The sequence below is a fragment of the Pseudomonas resinovorans NBRC 106553 genome (assembly GCF_000412695.1).
Taxonomy (GTDB): Bacteria; Pseudomonadota; Gammaproteobacteria; order Pseudomonadales; family Pseudomonadaceae; genus Metapseudomonas; species Metapseudomonas resinovorans_A.
The window spans coordinates 578708-596229 of record NC_021499.1; the positions used below are offsets into that span (position 1 = coordinate 578708).

Here is a 17522-nt window from a genome sequence, read left to right on the forward strand (position 1 = left end):
GATTATACAGGCGCCTTTTGCTGGGTGCCAATTGCTGGTAGCGGGCTGAGGAACTTGCCGGCGAAGGTATCGGCCGGCAGGGCGGCGCTGACGATAAAGCCTTGAATCTGTTCGCATCCTTCGGCGGCGAGGAAGTGTTCCTGGGCCTTGGTTTCGACGCCTTCGGCGATGACGGTGAGCTGCATGCTGCGGCCGAGGGCAATGATGGCGCGGCTGATGGCGGCGTCGTTGGGGTCGTCGGGCAGGCCGCGGACGAAGGACTTGTCGATCTTCAGCACGTCCAGCGGCAGGCGCTTGAGGTAACTGAGGGAGGAGTAGCCCGTGCCGAAGTCGTCGATGGCCAGTTGTACGCCCAGGGCCTTGAGGTTGTGCAGGACGCTCAGGGCTTCTTCGGCCTGGTTCATGATGAAGCTTTCGGTGATTTCCAACTGCAGGCGCTGGGGTTCCAGGCCGAGGCTCTGGATCAGCCGCTGCAGGCGCTCCACCAGCTGCGGTTGGCGCAACTGGGCGCCGGCCAGGTTGATCGAGAGCGGGCCGAAGGGGGCGTGGCCGTCCTGCCACTGGCGCATCTGCCTGCAGGCGTGTTCGAGCACCCAGCCGCCGAGGGGAAGGATGAGGCCGCACTCTTCGGCCAGGGGAATGAAGCGTTCCGGCGGGATCTCGCCGAACTGCGGGTGATACCAGCGCACCAGAGCTTCTGCACCCACCAGGGTCTGGTGCTGCAGGCTGAGTTTGGGCTGGTAGCTCAACGACAGTTCGTTGCGTTCCAGCGCACGGCGCAGTTCGGTTTCCAGGGCCATGCGTTCGGTGGCCTGATGGGTCAGGTCGCGGGTGTAGAACTCGATGCGGTTGCGGCCGCGTGCCTTGGCCCGGTACATGGCGGCGTCGGCGTTCTTGACCAGGGTGGCGACGTCCAGGCCGTGTTCGGGGAACAGGCTGATGCCGATGCTCGCACTGGTGAAGAACTCGTGCTGACCCGCCGGCAGAGGCGCTTCGAAGCAGGCCAGCAGCTTGCTGGCCACGGCCTGGGCGTCGCCGGCGTTGTGCAGGCCGGGCAGCAGGATGATGAATTCGTCGCCGCCCAGGCGCGCCACCGTGTCGATGTCGCGCAGTTGCTCGCGCAGGCGGTTGGCGATGCCCTTGAGCAGCAGGTCGCCGACCGGGTGTCCGAGGCTGTCGTTGATGTGCTTGAAGCGATCCAGGTCGATGAACAGGACGGCGCCGTGGTGGTTGTCGTTGGCGGCGTCGGCCAGGGCGAGCTGCAGGCGGCTCTCGAAGAGCAGGCGGTTGGGCAGGCCGGTGAGCGGATCGTGGTGGGCCTGGTAGTCCAGGCGGGCCTGGGCGTGCTTGAGCGGCGAGATGTCGGCGAACACGCCCACGTAGTGGGTGACCTGCTGGTGGCGGTCGCGCACGGCGCTGATGGTGAGCCATTCGGGGTAGGGCTCGCCGTTCTTGCGGCGGTTCCAGATCTCGCCCTGCCAGTGTCCTTCGCGTTCCAGCTGGTGCCACATGGCGGCGTAGAAGGCGCTGTCGTGTTGCCCTGATGCGAGCAGGCGCGGGGACTGGCCGAGGGCATCGGCTTCGCTGTAGCCGGTGATTTCGCTGAAGGCGCGGTTGACCGCGGTGATGCGCTGCTGGGTGTCGGTGATCATCACGCCTTCGGCGGTGCTTTCGAAGACGGTGGCGGCTTGCAGCAGTTTTTCCTGCATCTGCTGGCGCTCGGTGACGTCGCGGGCGATGGTCAGCATGCACGGCTCGCCGCCGATGGGGATCGGTTGCGCGGAGAGTTCGCAGAGGCGCTTCTGGCCGGATTTGGTGCGTATGGCTGCGGTGAAGTGGTGGAGGCTGCCCTGCTCGCGGATGCGCTGGATCATGTACTCGCGCTCGGCCGGGTCGGCCCACAGGCTGAGGTCCAGGGTGGAGCGTTCGGCAATCTCCGGTTGTGAGTAGCCGGTGATGCGGCTGAAGCCTTCGTTGGCTTCCAGTAGCAGGCCGTCGCTGATGCGGGTGATGAGCAGGCCGTCGGGGGAGGCGTGGAAGGCGCGGGCGAACTTCTCTTCGGACACCTGCAGCAGTTGCTGGGTCTCCTTGACCTGGGTGATGTCGCGGACCACCACTACCAGGGCCGGTGTTTCGTCCAGGTCGATGCTCTGGGCGGAGATCAGGCCGACGAAGGTGTCGCCGTTGGCTCGGCGGAAGGGCATTTCCAGGTTGTGCAGCGTGCTGCCCTGCTGCAGGCGCTGGAGCAGCCTGGGGCCGATACCGGGGATGCCCCAGATGTCCAGGTCGGTGGCGGTGCGGCCCAGGGCGTCGGCGGCCTTGAGGCCGATCTGCTGCTCGAAGGTGTGGTTGACCGCCAGCAGGCTGCCGTCGGTGCGGCGGGCGATGACGATGATGTCGGGGCAGTTGTGGAACACCGAGGCGAATTTCTGCTCGGACAGGCGCAGGGCGTGTTCGGTCTGCTTGGCCTCGGTGATGTCGATCATCAGGCCCCGCATCATCTGGGTTTCGCCATGGGGGATGAGGGTGATGATGTCGCGAACCCAGAGGACCCGACCGTCGGCGGCGATCATCCGGTAGTCGAGGCTGTGGTCGCGGCCGGCGAGGGTCTCGGTTTCGCAGTAGGCGTTCGCCCAGGCGGCGTCGTCGGGGTGCAGGGTGCGGCTCCAGAAGCCCGGTTCGAGCCAGTTGGCCAGGGGGTAGCCGAGCAGTCGTTCCGCATGGGGCGAGACGTAGGTGTAGCAGTACTCCTCCACGCGCATTTCCCAGGCGATGGCGTTGAGGCTTTCCACCAGTCCCCGGTAATGCTGCTCGCTGCCGCGCAGCTCTTCTTCTAGCGCGGCACGGCTGGCCATTTCGTTGCTGAGGCGGCGGTTGACGCGCAGGACCACGCTGAGCACGCCGATCATCAGCAGCAGCGCGGGCAGGCCGTAGAGCAGGATGCGGCGCCAGTCGGTGCGCTGGTAGAGGGCGCCGCCAACCCAGCGCTCCTGGATGGCCGCGGCCTCTTCGGGGGTGATTTCGGCGAAGACCTTGTCGAGGATTCCGGCGAGGATCGGGTGGTCCTTCGGCGTGGCCATGGCCAGTTGGTAGCGGTAGGGCGTTTCACCGCTGATGCTGATGCCGTCGAGTTTCAGCTGGCGCAGGCTCCAGACGCTGGAGGCGAGGTCGCCGACGAATGCGTCCACCTGGCCGGTGGCCAGGGCCTGGAGCGCGGCGGCCACGGAGGGGTAGGTCTGCAGGCTGAGGTCGGGGTGCTGGCGGCGCAGCAGCTCGTGGGGCGCATAGTCGGTGACCACGCCCACGCGCAGGCCGTAGAGGTCCTTGGTGTTCGAGGGCTTCGGGCCGTGGGAATGGGAGAGGATGACGATGGGAAAATCGAGGTAGGGGCGGGTGAACAGCAGGTACTGCTGGCGTTCCGGGGTGGACATGATCCCGGGCAGCAGGTCCAGGTCGCCATTGCGTGCTTGCCGTAGCACTTCGCTCCAGCTGCTGGGTTCGACGGGGGTGAGCTTCACGTCCAGGCGCTGGCGGATCAGTTCGATGTAGTCGGCGGCCAGGCCCTGATGGCGGCCTTGCCCATCACGGAATTCAAAGGGTGGCCAGGAGGCGTCCACGCCCAGGCGCAATTCGCCGTGATCGTCGAGCCAGGCCTGTTCTTCCGGGGTGAGCGAGACAGCGCCGGCCGGGAGGATCCAGAGGGCCAGCGAGTACATCAGTAGGGCCCACGCTCGCGCCATCGGCGGCCTCATTCCTTGAAGGGATGTCAGACGGAGTGTAGACGTGGCCGCTTGCCATCCGAAAGGGGAAAGACGTGGTGGGGCGGTTGGGCGCGTAAAAAAGAAAACCCCCGGACTGGCCGGGGGTTCTCGTGTCGCTTACTCGTCGAGGAAGGAGCGCAGGTGCTCGCTTCGCGACGGGTGGCGCAGCTTGCGCAGCGCCTTGGCTTCGATCTGGCGGATCCGCTCACGGGTCACATCGAACTGTTTGCCGACTTCCTCGAGGGTGTGGTCGGTATTCATGTCGATGCCGAAACGCATGCGCAGGACCTTGGCTTCACGGGCGGTGAGGCCGGCCAGTACTTCGCGGGTGGCTTCCTTGAGGCTTTCCACGGTGGCTACGTCGATCGGGGACTGCATGGTGCTGTCCTCGATGAAGTCGCCCAGGTGCGAGTCTTCGTCGTCGCCGATCGGAGTCTCCATGGAGATCGGTTCTTTGGCGATCTTCAGCACCTTGCGGATCTTGTCCTCAGGCATTTCCATACGCTCGCCAAGCTCTTCCGGAGTGGGCTCGCGGCCCATTTCCTGGAGCATCTGGCGGGAGATGCGGTTGAGCTTGTTGATGGTCTCGATCATGTGCACCGGAATACGGATGGTGCGTGCCTGGTCGGCGATCGAGCGAGTGATCGCCTGACGGATCCACCAGGTGGCGTAGGTCGAGAACTTGTAGCCGCGACGGTATTCGAACTTGTCCACCGCCTTCATCAGGCCGATGTTGCCTTCCTGGATCAGGTCGAGGAACTGCAGGCCACGGTTGGTGTACTTCTTGGCGATGGAGATCACGAGACGCAGGTTGGCCTCGACCATCTCTTTCTTCGCCCGGCGAGCCTTGGCTTCACCGATGGACATGCGGCGGTTGACGTCCTTGATCTCGTTGACAGTCAGTTCGACTTCCTGCTCGAGATCCACCAGCTTCTGCTGGTTGCGCTTGATGTCGTCCACCAGCTTGCCGATGGCTTCGGCGTACTTGGCCTTGCCCTTGGCCAGGCTGTCGGCCCAGTCGAGGTCGACTTCGTTGCCCGGGAACTGGCGCAGGAAATCGGCACGCGGCATCCGGGCGTCACGCACGCAGAGCTGCATGATGGCGCGTTCCTGGGCGCGGACGCGGTCCAGGGCGCTGCGGACTTTCTCCACGAGAGCGTCGAACTGCTTGGGCACCAGCTTGATCGGCATGAAGAGCTCGGCCAGGAGCTGAAGCTCCTCGGTGGCCTGCTTGCTGTCGCGACCGTGCTTCTTCAGGGCCTTCTTGGCCTTGTCGAGCTGGTCGGAGACCGCGGTGAAGCGGCGCAGGGCCTCTTCGGGGTCAGGGCCGCCGTCGCCTTCTTCCTCGGCGTCGTCGCTTTCGCCTTCCTCTTCTTCTTCCTCGTCCTTTTCCTTGGCCGCGGCGCTGTCGTCCTTCAGGCCGACAGGCTCGACTTCCTCAGCCGGCAGGGTGCCGTCGTCGGGGTCGATGTAGCCGTTGAGCACGTCGGACAGGCGGCCACCTTCGGTGGTGACGCGCTGGTATTCGGCGAGAATGCCGTCGACGGTGCCGGGGAAGTGGGCGATCGCGCTCATTACCTCGCGGATGCCTTCCTCGATGCGTTTGGCGATTTCGATCTCGCCTTCGCGGGTCAGCAGTTCCACGGTACCCATTTCACGCATGTACATGCGCACGGGGTCGGTAGTGCGGCCGATATCGGTTTCCACTGCAGCCAGGGCGGCAGCGGCCTCTTCGGCAGCGGCTTCGTCGGTGTCGGCTTCGGCCAGCAACAGGGCGTCCGCATCCGGAGCACTCTCGAATACGTTGATCCCCATGTCGTTGATCATGCGGATGATGTCTTCCACCTGTTCCGGATCGGAAATATCCTCCGGCAGGTGGTCGTTGACCTCCGCGTAAGTCAGGTATCCCTGCTCACGGCCACGGGCGATCAACTCTTTGAGGCGAGACTGCTGTTGCGCTTTTCCGGACATAGCACCCTATCCACTTAAGGTCTTGGCGGGCTGAAAACAAGCCGAGGATTATACCTGATCCGGGGCCTTACGCGCCAGTTGAGGTCGGAGTCAGGGGAGACGTGTTGCGGCTGAGTAGGTCGCGCAGCTGATCTTTTTCCTCTGCGCTGAGTTCGCTTTGACGTGCTTTCCGCAGCAGACTTTCCAGGCGGCGTTCCCGCTGGCGAGCCGACAACCTAGTTATAGTGTCGAAAAACTGTTGTTCAAGGTTGTCGTCGGAAATCAGCCATTCCTTCTCCGCAAGGGCCCGTAGTAGACGGCCCTGGTCGGTGCCGTGCCAGCGGGCGATCAGCTGCAGCGAACGGAGTTTCGGGTTCTTCTGGACGGCTTCCACCAGCGCGACCATGAGCTGGGCGTAGGTGTCATCTTCGGCGGCGAAATGGCTGGCATCCTCGACCTTTTGCGCCAGCGACGGATGGTGGAGCAAGGTTCGCAAGGCCGTGAGCGTAGGGGATTCCACCTTCACTTCGGTGCGTGGCGGGCGCTTGAAATCGTCGCGGCCCTGTTTATTCCACTTGTTGCCGTCCTTCTTCCAGCCACCCTTGCGCTTGTCGCCCTGCTGCCAGTTGCCCTGGGGTGCGGCGGGCTGCTCGAAGTAATGCGAGTGGTCCGGCTCGTGCTGTTGCTCGTCGTAGCCGGAGAACGACTCGTAGTAGGCGTCTTCCGATTGCGCGTGCCCGCGACTTTCGCCGCTGCTCGGGGCGCTGCGGGCGAATTGCCCGAGGGCGTCGCCGGTGAGTCCGGTGATCTCGGCCAGGCGCTGGCGCATCAGCACTTTCAGGTTGGCGCCGGGAATGCGTTCGATGAGCGGTGCCGCCAGGGTGGCCAGGTGGGCCTTGCCTTCCAGGGAGCTGGGATCGGCTTCCTGGCTCAGTTGCTGGAAGAAGTAGTCGGCCAGCGGTTGGGCGTGCTGGGTGATGCGTGCGCGGAAGGCGTCGGTGCCTTCCTTGCGGACCAGGCTGTCCGGGTCCTCGCCTTCGGGCAGGAAGAGGAAGCGCGCGCGGCGACCGTCTTCCAGCGCCGGTAGCGTGGACTCCAGGGCGCGCCAGGCGGCCTTGCGTCCGGCCTGGTCGCCGTCGAAGCAGAACAGCACGCTGGGCACCAGGCGGAACAGGCGGCGCAGGTGTTCTTCGCTGGTGGCGGTACCCAGGGTGGCGACGGCATTGCGCAGCCCTTGCTGGGCCAGGGCGATGACGTCCATGTAGCCCTCGACGACCATGATTTCGTCGAGGTTGCGGTTGTGCTTGCGTGCCTCGAACAGCCCGTAGAGTTCCTGGCCCTTGTGGAAAACCGGGGTTTCCGGGGAGTTCAGGTACTTGGGCTTGTCGTCGCCCAGCACGCGGCCGCCGAAGGCGATGATGCGCCCACGGCTGTCGCGGATCGGGTACATCACCCGGTCGCGGAAGCGGTCGTAGCGCTTTCCGGTCTCGGCGTTCTCGATCAGCAGGCCGGCGTCGATCATGTGCTTCTGCTGCAGGCTGTCGCCGCCCATGTGCTTGAGCAGGTTGTCCCAGCCGGGCGGGGCGAAGCCCAGGGCGAAGTCGCGGGCGATCTCGCCGGTCAGGCCGCGGCCTTTCAGGTATTCCACCGCCGCCTTGCGGCTCGGGTGCTGCTTGAGCGCGTGACGGTAATAGTCCGATGCGGCGGTGAGCAGCCCGTAGAGCGGGGAGTCGCTGGGCTGCCGCGGGCGGTTGCTACGGCCGCCTTCTTCCCGGGGGATGTCCATGCCGGCGCGCTTGGCCAGGTCCTCGACCGCCTGGGGGAAGTCCAGGTTGTCGTGGTCCATGATGAAGCCGAGGGCGTTGCCGCCGGCGCCGCAGCCGAAGCAGTAATAGAACTGCTTGTCCGGGCTGACGCTGAAGGAGGGCGTCTTCTCGTTATGGAAGGGGCAGCGTGCGGTGTAGTTCTTGCCGGCCTTTTTCAGCTGCACGCGCGCGCCGACCACTTCGACAATGTCGGTGCGGTTCAGCAGGTCGTCGATGAAGCCTTGTGGAATCAGGCCGGCCATAGCGTGCTCGAGGAGGCGGGAAGGATCAAAGCATACTCGCGCCCTGTCGGTGGCGACAGAAGGGCGTTTGGCGCTGGAAAGCAAAAAACTCCGCTATTCGCCGGGGCGAAGCGGAGTTCCTTGTGTGCCCACCATGCACTCGCCCGGCCGTAGTCGGGCGAAGCGAGGAGGTGCTGCGAAGCCTGTTAACTCAGTACAGGCGCTCGCGGCGGCGCTGCTCGCGCTGCACTTTCTTGGCGTGACGCTTGACCGCGGCGGCGGCTTTGCGCTTGCGCTCAGCAGTGGGCTTCTCGTAGAACTCACGGCTGCGAACTTCGGCCAGTACGCCGGCTTTCTCGCAGGAGCGCTTGAAACGACGCAGGGCTACGTCGAAGGGTTCATTCTCTTTAACTTTGACGGCTGGCATCCAGGTCGTACCTTCATGAATTACCGAATGGTCGACGCATTCCGGCAAAAAATAGGTTCGGCGGCGCGTCGGTTTTCAAGGGCTGCGGATATTAACGCCTCGAGCCCAGGAATGCAAAGCCTTCAGTCGAAAACCGCTGGCCGGCCGGAGGGGGGGCGATTATGATTCGCGCCCTCTTCTTTGGCCAGGCAATAAAGGCTTGTTCCCATGCTAGTGCTGGGGTTGGAAACTTCCTGCGACGAAACCGGCGTCGCCCTATACGACAGTGAGCGCGGCCTCCTGGCCGATGCCCTGTTCAGTCAGATCGACCTGCATCGCGTCTACGGCGGCGTCGTGCCGGAGCTCGCGTCCCGCGATCACGTCAAGCGCCTCCTGCCGCTGCTGCGTGAGGTGCTGGAAGAGGCCGATCGCAAACCGGAGGACATCGACGGCATCGCCTACACCGCAGGCCCCGGCCTGGTGGGCGCGCTGCTGGTGGGGGCGTCCTGCGCCCAGGCACTGGCGTTTGCCTGGGGCATCCCGGCGCTCGGGGTGCACCATATGGAAGGCCATCTGCTGGCGCCCATGCTGGAAGAGCAGCCGCCGGAGTTCCCGTTCGTCGCGCTGCTGGTGTCCGGCGGCCATACCCAGTTGGTACGGGTGGATGGCATCGGCCGCTACCAGTTGCTGGGCGAGTCGGTGGACGACGCGGCCGGCGAGGCCTTCGACAAGACCGCCAAGCTGATCGGCCTGGGCTATCCCGGTGGTCCGGAGATTGCCCGGTTGGCCCAGAGCGGCACCCCTGGCCGCTTGACGTTCCCGCGTCCGATGACCGACCGTCCTGGCCTGGATTTCTCGTTCAGCGGGCTCAAGACCTTCGCCCTCAATACCTGGCAGCAGCGCCGCAGTGCTGGGGACGACGGCGAGCAAACCCGTTGCGACATCGCTCTGGCCTTCGAGCAGGCGGTGGTGGAGACTCTCACCATCAAGTGCAAGCGCGCCCTCAAACAGACCGGCCTGAAGAACCTGGTCATCGCCGGTGGCGTGAGCGCCAACCAGTCTCTGCGCCAGTCGCTGGCGAAGATGCTGGGCGAGTTCAAGGGTGAGGTGTTCTATGCGCGGCCCAGGTTCTGCACCGACAACGGCGCGATGATCGCCTACGCCGGTTGCCAGCGTCTGTTGGCGGGGCAGCAGGATGGTCCGGCGATCGGCGTGCAGGCACGCTGGCCGATGGAGCAGCTTCCCGCAGTCTGACCGCAGCTTGAGCAGAATTCACACAGCGTATTCAGAAATGCCGTTCGCGTCCGGCGAAAAGGTCGCGTAGATTGCCGCGATGGCGCCAGACGATGAGGCCGGTCAATACGGTCATCGGCAGTAGCGCGCCGGGCTGTTGCCAGGCCAGTAGCGGCAGGGTCAGCGGCGTGGCGATCAGCGCGGCCAGCGAACTGGTGCGGGTCAGGTAGAAGGTCAGTAGCCAGGCACAGACGGCGAGCAATGCCGCTGGGGGATAAAGCCCCAGCAGCATGCCGGCTGCGGTGGCGACGCCCTTGCCGCCACGGAAGCGGAAGTAAATGGGGTAGAGGTGCCCGAGCACCGCTGCGAGCCCGACCCAGGCCTGCTGTTGGATGGTCAGGCCGCACAGAAAGGCGACCAGTACCGGCAACAGGCCCTTCAGCAGGTCGCCGAGCAGGGTCAGTATCGCCAGTTTTTTGCCCGCCACCCGCAGCATATTGGTGGCGCCAGGGTTACCGGAGCCCTGGGCACGTGGGTCGCCCGTGCCGAACAATCGGCTGAGCAGAATGGCGAAGGACAACGATCCGAGCAGGTAGGCGAGAGTCGCCAGCAGCCAAAACATGGTATCCATTCCGGGGCGAGGAAGTCCCGATTCTAGCGGGGCAGCACTGACGTGGACACGGTTTTCATCGAGGGCCTGGAGGTCGACACCGTAATCGGTGCCTATGACTGGGAGCGCAGCATTCGCCAGTGCCTGCGCCTGGACCTGCAATTGGGCTGGGACAACCGTCCCGCCGCCGAGGGCGATGACCTCGATAAGGCGCTCGACTATGCCGCCGTGTCCCAGCGCATCCAGGCCTTCGCCGCCGAAGCGCAGTTCCTCCTGGTGGAAACCTTTGCCGAACGCCTGGTGGCGGTGCTGATGGGCGAGTTCGGGATCCCCTGGGTCCGCCTGAAGTTGCACAAGCCCGGCGCCGTACCGGCGGCCAGCAGCGTTGGCGTGGAGATCGAGCGCGGATGTCGCTGACTCCTGTCTACCTCGGCCTCGGCAGCAATATCGAGCGCGAGCGCAATCTCACCGCCGGGCTCGAAGCCCTCGCCGGCTTTCTCCAGGACATACGCTGCTCGCCGGTGTTCGAGAGCTTTCCCGTGGGGATCAAGAGCGGCAACTTCTTCAATTTCGTCGTCCGCGCGCTGACCGACCTGCCCCTTCACGAGCTGGATCGCCGGCTGAAGGAGATCGAGGCCGACAACGGTCGTTATGCGCCGGGCCGCAAAGGCCTGCCGCTGGACATCGATGTGCTGCTGTACGGCGATCGGGTGGGGAACTTCGACGGTCTGGTCCTGCCGCGCCCCGAGGTGTTGAAGAACGCCTTCGTGCTCTGGCCCCTGGCCCTGCTGGCGCCCGAGTTGCACCACCCTGGAGAGGGGCGGAGCTTCGCCGAACTATGGGCGGGCGCCTCTATCCAGCAAGCGCTCTGGCCGACCGCTTTCAGCTGGCGCGGCGCCCCGCTGACGCCGCCCGAGCTACGTCAGGCCTTCCCGCCGCCTTCCTTGTAGGCCTTCAGGGCCTTGAGGCGCTCGCCTTTGAGCGCCTCGCCCAGCTCCGCCCCCTTGAAGCCCTTCTCCAGCAGGGGCTGTACCGCCACCGCGCGGGCGGCCGCGGCCGCACCCAGCAGGTAGGCCGCCTGGGGATAGTCGCGCTGCTCCAGCCCTGCGCGGCCGCGAGCGTCCATTTCACAGGCGGAGACGAATTCCTCGAAACGCTGCGGGCGGCGATACACATCGAAACTCTGCAGCAGTTCCAGCAGCGTCGTGGCGCGCAGTTCCAGGGCGCGGTGGGCGTGGGTGTGGTATTCGCCCACCAGCAGGGCCAGTTCCTGGCAGTCGCGGGGTGCCTTGCAGCGTTCGTTGACCGCCTTGATCAGCTTGAGGCCGCGCTTTTCGTGGGCGATGTGCTGCGGCCAGTCCTCCTCCGGGGTCAGGCCCTTGCCCAGGTCGTGCAGCAGGCAGGCCCAGCGCACCGTCAGCGGCTGGTCGTGCTCGGCGCATTGGCGCAGCACCGCCAGCACATGGGCGCCAGCGTCCACCTCGGGGTGATGCTTGGCCGGTTGGGGCACGCCGAACAGCTTATCCAGCTCCGGCAGCCAGGCAGCGAGGGCGCCGCAGTCGCGCAGCACCTGGATGAACTGGTCCGGGCGCGGCTCCATCAGCGCGCGGGAAATCTCCTTCCAGCTGCGCTCCGGGGTCAGGGCGTCCAGTTCGCCGGATTCGGCGATCTGTCGCATCAGCTCCAGGGTTTCCTCGGCCACGGTGAAGCCCAGCGGTGCATAGCGCGCGGCGAAACGCGCCACCCGCAGTACCCGCAGGGGGTCCTCGGCGAAGGCGGGGGAGACGTGGCGTAGCAGCCGCGCCTGGAGGTCGCGCTGGCCGCCATAGGGGTCGATCAGCCCGCCCTGGCCGTCCTCGGCCATGGCGTTGACCGTGAGATCGCGGCGGATCAGGTCCTGCTCCAGGGTCACGTCCGGGCTGGCATGGAAGGTGAACCCGCCGTAGCCCCGGCCGCTTTTGCGCTCGGTGCGGGCCAGGGCGTACTCCTCGCCGCTCTGCGGGTGGAGAAACACCGGGAAGTCCGCGCCTACCGGACGGAACCCCTGTGCCTGCATCTCTTCGGGGGTGGCGCCCACCACTACCCAGTCATTTTCGGTCGCCTCGCGACCCAACAGGCGGTCGCGTACCGCACCACCCACTCTGTATATCTGCATGGCTTGCCTCCGTGGACGCGGAGGATAGCAGCCCGACGCGTGGCCGGGGCCTGCCCGATCAGCTCATGCGCGGTGACCTCCCGGTGTTTGGCGCTTCGTCGGCCGTGGCGGGCTGCAGGATGTCGATCTGCGGAGCGGAGCAGGTGGCCAGGGCCAGACAAAGCAGCAGGACGAAGAACAGGCGCATCTGAGGTCGGCTCCCATAAGGGCTGAACCGCATGCGCGGCCTGGGCCGGCATGCGGTCAACCGATCAAATGGGTGGAATGATCAGGTCCAGGCGCGGGTATTCCCCGTCCTCAGTGCGCTCCCCCTTTGGGGGAACATGGTGGCTCCCGGTGATCTGTTCGCCCTGGCGGGTTTCGAGGTGGATGTCGAAGCCCCAGAGGCGGTGCAGGTGCCGCAGCACTTCCTCGGTGGACTCGCCTAGCGGCTTGCGGTCGTGCTGCTGGTGGCGCAGGGTCAGGGAGCGGTCGCCGCGGCGGTCGACGCTCCAGATCTGTACGTTGGGTTCGCGGTTGCCGAGGTTGTACTGGGCAGCCAGGGTTTCGCGGATGGTGCGGTAGCCCTGCTCGTCGTGGATGGCGGGGACCAGCAGCTCGTCCTTCTGGTCGTCGTCGAGGATGCTGAAGAGCTTCAGGTCACGGATCACCTTGGGCGAGAGGAACTGCAGGACGAAGCTCTCGTCCTTGAAGCTGTTCATGGCGAACTTGATGGTGGTCAGCCAGTCGCTGCCGGCGATGTCCGGGAACCAGTGGCGGTCCTCCTCGGTGGGTTCCTCGCAGATGCGGCGGATGTCGCGGTACATGGCGAAACCCAGCGCGTAGGGGTTGATGCCGCTGTAGTAGGGGCTGTCGAAGGGGGGCTGGTAGACCACGCTGGTGTGGGACTGCAGGAACTCCATCATGAAGCCGTCGGTGACCAGGCCCTCGTCGTAGAGGTCGTTGAGCAGGGTGTAGTGCCAGAAGGTGGCCCAGCCCTCGTTCATCACCTGGGTCTGGCGCTGTGGATAGAAGTACTGCGCGATCTTGCGCACGATGCGCACCACTTCCCGTTGCCAGGGTTCCAGCAGCGGGGCGTGCTTCTCGATGAAGTAGAGGATGTTTTCCTGGGGCTCGGCGGGGAAGCGCTGGTTGTCCCGCTCGCCGCCCTTGCCGGCGCCCTTGGGGATGGTGCGCCAGAGGTCGTTGATCTGCTTCTGCAGGTGTTCCTCACGCTCCTTCTGCCTGCGCCGTTCCTCCTCGGCGGAGATGGGGTAGGGGCGTTTGTAGCGGTCCACGCCGTAGTTCATCAGGGCGTGGCAGGAGTCCAGCAGGTCTTCCACGGCGTCTATGCCGTGGCGTTCCTCGCATTGCATGATGTACTGCTTGGCGAACACCAGGTAGTCGATGATCGAGCTGGCGTCGGTCCAGGTGCGGAACAGGTAGTTGCCCTTGAAGAAGCTGTTATGGCCGTAGCAGGCATGGGCGATCACCAGCGCCTGCATGGTGATGGTGTTTTCCTCCATCAGGTAGGCGATGCAGGGGTCGGAGTTGATCACGATCTCGTAGGCCAGGCCCATCTGCCCCCGCGAGTAGCCCTTCTCGGTGGCGAGGAAGTGCTTGCCGTAGGACCAGTGGTTGTAGCCGATCGGCATGCCCACCGAGGCATAGGCGTCCATCATCTGCTCGGCGCTGATGACTTCGATCTGGTTTGGGTAGGTGTCCAGCGCGTAGCGCTCGGCGATCCGACTGATCTCGCGGTCGTAGGTGCGGATCAGGTCGAAGGTCCATTCCGACCCCGTGGAAATAGGCTTGCGTTCCTTCTTGCTGGCACTCATTTCACGCCTCCCCTCAGGTCACGAGCCTGCGCTGGAACAGCTCGCGGAACACCGGGTAGATATCCGCCGCCGAGACGATCTGCTGCTGGGCGAAGGTATCGCCGAACGCTTCGCAGACCTGTTCGTACTCGTACCACAGCGCCTGGTGTTCGCGCGGGGTGATCTCGACGTAGGTGTAGTACTGCACGAACGGCATGATCTGCTTGATCAGGATATCCCGGCAGATGGGTGAATCGTCATTCCAGTTGTCGCCGTCCGAGGCCTGGGCGGCATAGATGTTCCATTCGTTGATGGGGTAGCGCTCGGCCATGATCTCCTGCATCAGCTTGAGCGCGCTGGAGACGATGGTGCCGCCGGTTTCCCGTGAATAGAAGAATTCCTCCTCGTCCACCTCGCGGGCGCTGGTGTGGTGGCGGATGAACACCACCTCGATCTTGTCGTAGTTCCGCTTGAGGAAGAGGTAGAGCAGGATGAAGAAGCGCTTGGCGATGTCCTTGGTCGCCTGGGTCATGGAGCCGGACACGTCCATCAGGCAGAACATCACCGCCTTGGAGGAGGGGTTGGGCTGCTTGACCAGCAGGTTGTACTTGAGGTCGAAGGTGTCGAGGAAGGGGACACGCTCGATCCTGGCGCGAAGTCTGGATATTTCGGCTTCAAGTTCCTGGATATCGCCGAAATTGTCCGGCTCTTCGCGTTTCAGTCGCTCCAGTTCGGCCCGCGCTTCCTTGAGCTTGGTGCGGCTGCTGCCGGACAGGGCGATACGCCGGGCGTGGGCCGAGCGCAGGGTGCGGACGATGTTGATGCGCGAGGGGCTGCCTTCGTTGCTGATGCCGGCGCGCACGGTCTTGAAGGTGTCCGCCCCGGTGAGATGACGCTTCACCAGGTTGGGCAGTTCGAGGTCCTCGAACATGAAGTCGAGGAATTCTTCCTGGGTGATCTGGAAGACGAACTCGTCCATCCCCTCACCCTGGTTGCTGGCCTTGCCGCCGCCTCGGCCACCGCCGCCGCCCTGGGGGCGGGGGATGCGATCGCCGGTGGTGAATTCCTTGTTGCCGGGGTGGACGATGGTCTGGCGCCCGCCACGGCCGTGGTGAAGCACGGGCTCGTCGATATCGCGACCGGGGATGCTGATCTGTTCGCCGTGCTCCATGTCGGTGATGGAACGGCGGCTGACGGCTTCCTCCACGGCCTTCTTGATGTGCTCACGGTAGCGCCGCAGGAACCTCTGGCGGTTCACCGTGCTCTTGTTCTTGCCGTTCAGACGCCTGTCGATGACGTAGCTCATAGACCCCTCCGGGGAGCTTCAGGCCGCAAGGTGCGGAGGACGCCGTACGAGACGGCGCCTCCGGTGGGCGTGTTCCTGGCTTGCAGCTTGAGACTGTTTTACTGCGACTTGCGTACCCGCAGGTACCATTCGGACAGCAGGCGTACCTGTTTCTCCGTGTAGCCGCGCTCGACCATGCGTTTGACGAAGTCGTTGTGCTTCTGTTGTTCCTCCTTGCTGCCCTTGGCATTGAAGCTGATGACCGGCAGTAGGTCCTCGGTGTTGGAGAACATCTTCTTCTCGATGACGACGCGCAGCTTCTCGTAGCTGAGCCAGCTGGGGTTCTTGCCGTTGTTGTTGGCCCGGGCGCGCAGCACGAAGTTGACGATCTCGTTGCGGAAGTCCTTCGGATTGCTGATGCCGGCCGGTTTCTCGATCTTCTCCAGCTCCTCGTTCAGTGCCACGCGATTGAGGATCTCGCCGGTTTCCGGGTCGCGGTATTCCTGGTCCTGGATCCAGAAGTCGGCGTAGAGCACGTAGCGATCGAAGATGTTCTGACCGTATTCGCTGTAGGACTCGAGGTAAGCGGTCTGGATTTCCTTGCCGATGAACTCGATGTAGCGCGGCGCCAGGTATTCCTTGATGTAGCGCAGGTAGCGCTCACGCACTTCGGCCGGGAACTGTTCCTGCTCGATCTGTTGTTCCAGCACATAGAGCAGGTGCACCGGGTTGGCCGCGACCTCGTGGGGGTCGAAGTTGAACACCTTGGAGAGGATCTTGAAGGCGAAGCGGGTCGACAGGCCGTTCATGCCCTCGTCCACCCCGGCGGAGTCGCGGTATTCCTGGATCGACTTGGCCTTGGGATCGGTGTCCTTCAGGTTCTCGCCGTCATAGACGCGCATCTTGGAATAGATGTTGGAGTTCTCCGGCTCCTTGAGGCGTGACAGGGCGGAGAACTGCGCCAGCATGCGCAGGGTGTCCGGTGCGCAGTGGGCGTGGGCCAGGGAGCTGCCGACGAGCAGCTTGTCGTAAATCTTGATCTCGTCGGTGACCCGCAGGCAGTAGGGCACCTTGACGATGTAGATCCGGTCGATGAAGGCCTCGTTGTTCTTGTTGTTGCGGAAGCTGTGCCATTCCGATTCGTTGGAGTGGGCCAGGATGATGCCGCTGAAGGGGAGGCCGCCCAGGCCTTCGGTGCTGTTGTAGTTGCCTTCCTGGGTGGCGGTCAGCAAGGGGTGCAGGACCTTGATCGGCGCCTTGAACATCTCGACGAATTCCATCAGGCCCTGGTTGGCCCGGCACAGCGCGCCCGAGTAGCTGTAGGCGTCGGCGTCGTTCTGCGGGTATTCCTCGAGCTTGCGGATGTCGACCTTGCCCACCAGGGCGGAGATGTCCTGGTTGTTTTCGTCGCCCGGCTCGGTCTTGGCGATGGCGACCTGGTTGAGGATCGAGGGGTAGAGCTTGACCACGCGGAACTTGCTGATGTCGCCGCCGAACTCGTTGAGGCGCTTGGTCGCCCAGGGCGAGATGACGGTCCGCAGGTAGCGCCGCGGGATGCCGTATTCCTCTTCGAGGATGGTGCCGTCCTCATCCGCGTTGAACAGCCCCAGGGGCGATTCGAACACCGGAGAGCCCTTGATGGCATAGAAGGGCACGCGCTCCATGAGCTGCTTCAGTTTTTCCGCCAGGGACGATTTACCGCCACCTACCGGGCCCAGGAGATAGAGGATCTGCTTCTTCTCTTCCAGGCCTTGGGCGGCGTGGCGGAAGTAGGAAACGATCTGGTCGATGCACTCTTCCATGCCATGGAAGTCGGCGAAGGCCGGATAGCGACGGATCACTTTGTTGGAGAAGATCCGTGACAGCCTCGGGTCGATGGACGTGTCGAGCAACTCCGGGTCACCGATGGCCATGAGCATGCGTTCGGCGGCGGTGGCGTAGGCGCTGCGATCCTGTTTGCACAGGTCAAGATATTCCTGGAGGGAGTACTCCTCCTGGCGAGTCGCTTCGAAGCGTTGTTGGAAGTGGCTGAAAATGCTCATGACGTCACCTCGCTGGAATCAGGAAGCCGGCGCGGGGTCGGTTATACGGGTGCGGGCAGTCAGCCGAAGACGGTCGGCCGATGAAAGTCCCCCAGAACACCTGAATGGTCGCTGCCGATGGCCCGGAACCGGTGTACCGGCTCTCCCCTTTTATGGATGGCCTGAGCTAAGAGTAGTTCGTTATCGGCAAGGTCAAGCATTACGGAACGATAACAGGGGATTACCGTCCGTCGGAGA

13 protein-coding genes are annotated in these 17522 nt (G+C 64.3%); 3 read left to right on the plus strand and 10 right to left on the minus strand.

Features of this window, described 5'->3' with window-relative positions; genetic code table 11:
• Positions 1-2: 2 nt before the first annotated feature.
• The 4 genes from PCA10_RS02590 to rpsU form a co-directional block, all read right to left on the minus strand.
• On the minus strand, positions 3-3740 hold the full coding sequence (locus PCA10_RS02590) for a bifunctional diguanylate cyclase/phosphodiesterase (RefSeq protein WP_016490466.1): 3738 nt from the start codon (positions 3738-3740) through the stop codon (positions 3-5).
• A gap of 138 nt (positions 3741-3878) precedes the next feature.
• On the minus strand, positions 3879-5732 hold the full coding sequence (gene rpoD / locus PCA10_RS02595) for an RNA polymerase sigma factor RpoD (protein WP_016490467.1): 1854 nt from the start codon (positions 5730-5732) through the stop codon (positions 3879-3881).
• A 67-nt stretch (positions 5733-5799) separates the two neighbouring features.
• Positions 5800-7779 (minus strand): DNA primase, encoded by a 1980-nt coding sequence (dnaG, locus tag PCA10_RS02600; RefSeq protein ID WP_016490468.1) that lies wholly within the window; start codon positions 7777-7779, stop codon positions 5800-5802.
• Positions 7780-7969: 190 nt separating this feature from the next.
• Positions 7970-8185, minus strand: coding sequence for a 30S ribosomal protein S21 (gene rpsU, locus PCA10_RS02605; RefSeq protein ID WP_003085057.1), 216 nt, complete (start codon positions 8183-8185; stop codon positions 7970-7972).
• Between the two features lie 207 nt (positions 8186-8392).
• Between rpsU and tsaD the strand changes: the two genes are divergently transcribed.
• A complete protein-coding gene (gene tsaD / locus PCA10_RS02610) occupies positions 8393-9418 on the plus strand; it encodes a tRNA (adenosine(37)-N6)-threonylcarbamoyltransferase complex transferase subunit TsaD (protein ID WP_016490469.1) in 1026 nt (341 codons plus the stop codon).
• 31 nt (positions 9419-9449) lie between these two features.
• On the opposite strand, the gene plsY is transcribed toward tsaD, so the two are convergent.
• Positions 9450-10019, minus strand: coding sequence for a glycerol-3-phosphate 1-O-acyltransferase PlsY (plsY, locus tag PCA10_RS02615; protein WP_016490470.1), 570 nt, complete (start codon positions 10017-10019; stop codon positions 9450-9452).
• A gap of 51 nt (positions 10020-10070) precedes the next feature.
• On the opposite strand from plsY, the gene folB reads away from it, so the two are divergent.
• Positions 10071-10424, plus strand: coding sequence for a dihydroneopterin aldolase (gene folB, locus PCA10_RS02620; protein WP_016490471.1), 354 nt, complete (start codon positions 10071-10073; stop codon positions 10422-10424).
• Positions 10415-10957, plus strand: a complete 543-nt coding sequence (folK, locus tag PCA10_RS02625; protein WP_016490472.1) for a 2-amino-4-hydroxy-6-hydroxymethyldihydropteridine diphosphokinase — start codon at positions 10415-10417, stop codon at positions 10955-10957. Before folB ends, folK begins: the two co-directional genes overlap by 10 nt.
• Here the strand turns inward: folK and PCA10_RS02630 are convergent.
• From PCA10_RS02630 to PCA10_RS02645, 5 genes are all read right to left on the minus strand, one after another.
• Complete coding sequence (locus PCA10_RS02630; protein ID WP_016490473.1) at positions 10930-12162, minus strand: multifunctional CCA addition/repair protein; 1233 nt, start codon at positions 12160-12162, stop codon at positions 10930-10932. The genes folK and PCA10_RS02630 overlap by 28 nt on opposite strands.
• A gap of 58 nt (positions 12163-12220) precedes the next feature.
• Positions 12221-12349 (minus strand): hypothetical protein, encoded by a 129-nt coding sequence (locus PCA10_RS31075; protein ID WP_269451125.1) that lies wholly within the window; start codon positions 12347-12349, stop codon positions 12221-12223.
• A 64-nt stretch (positions 12350-12413) separates the two neighbouring features.
• On the minus strand, positions 12414-13979 hold the full coding sequence (locus PCA10_RS02635) for a SpoVR family protein (protein ID WP_016490474.1): 1566 nt from the start codon (positions 13977-13979) through the stop codon (positions 12414-12416).
• A gap of 13 nt (positions 13980-13992) precedes the next feature.
• On the minus strand, positions 13993-15264 hold the full coding sequence (locus tag PCA10_RS02640; protein ID WP_016490475.1) for a YeaH/YhbH family protein: 1272 nt from the start codon (positions 15262-15264) through the stop codon (positions 13993-13995).
• Positions 15265-15362: 98 nt separating this feature from the next.
• Positions 15363-17285 carry a PrkA family serine protein kinase gene (locus PCA10_RS02645; RefSeq protein WP_016490476.1) on the minus strand — a complete coding sequence of 641 codons (1923 nt, stop codon included), beginning with the start codon at positions 17283-17285 and terminating at the stop codon, positions 15363-15365.
• Positions 17286-17522: the final 237 nt, after the last annotated feature.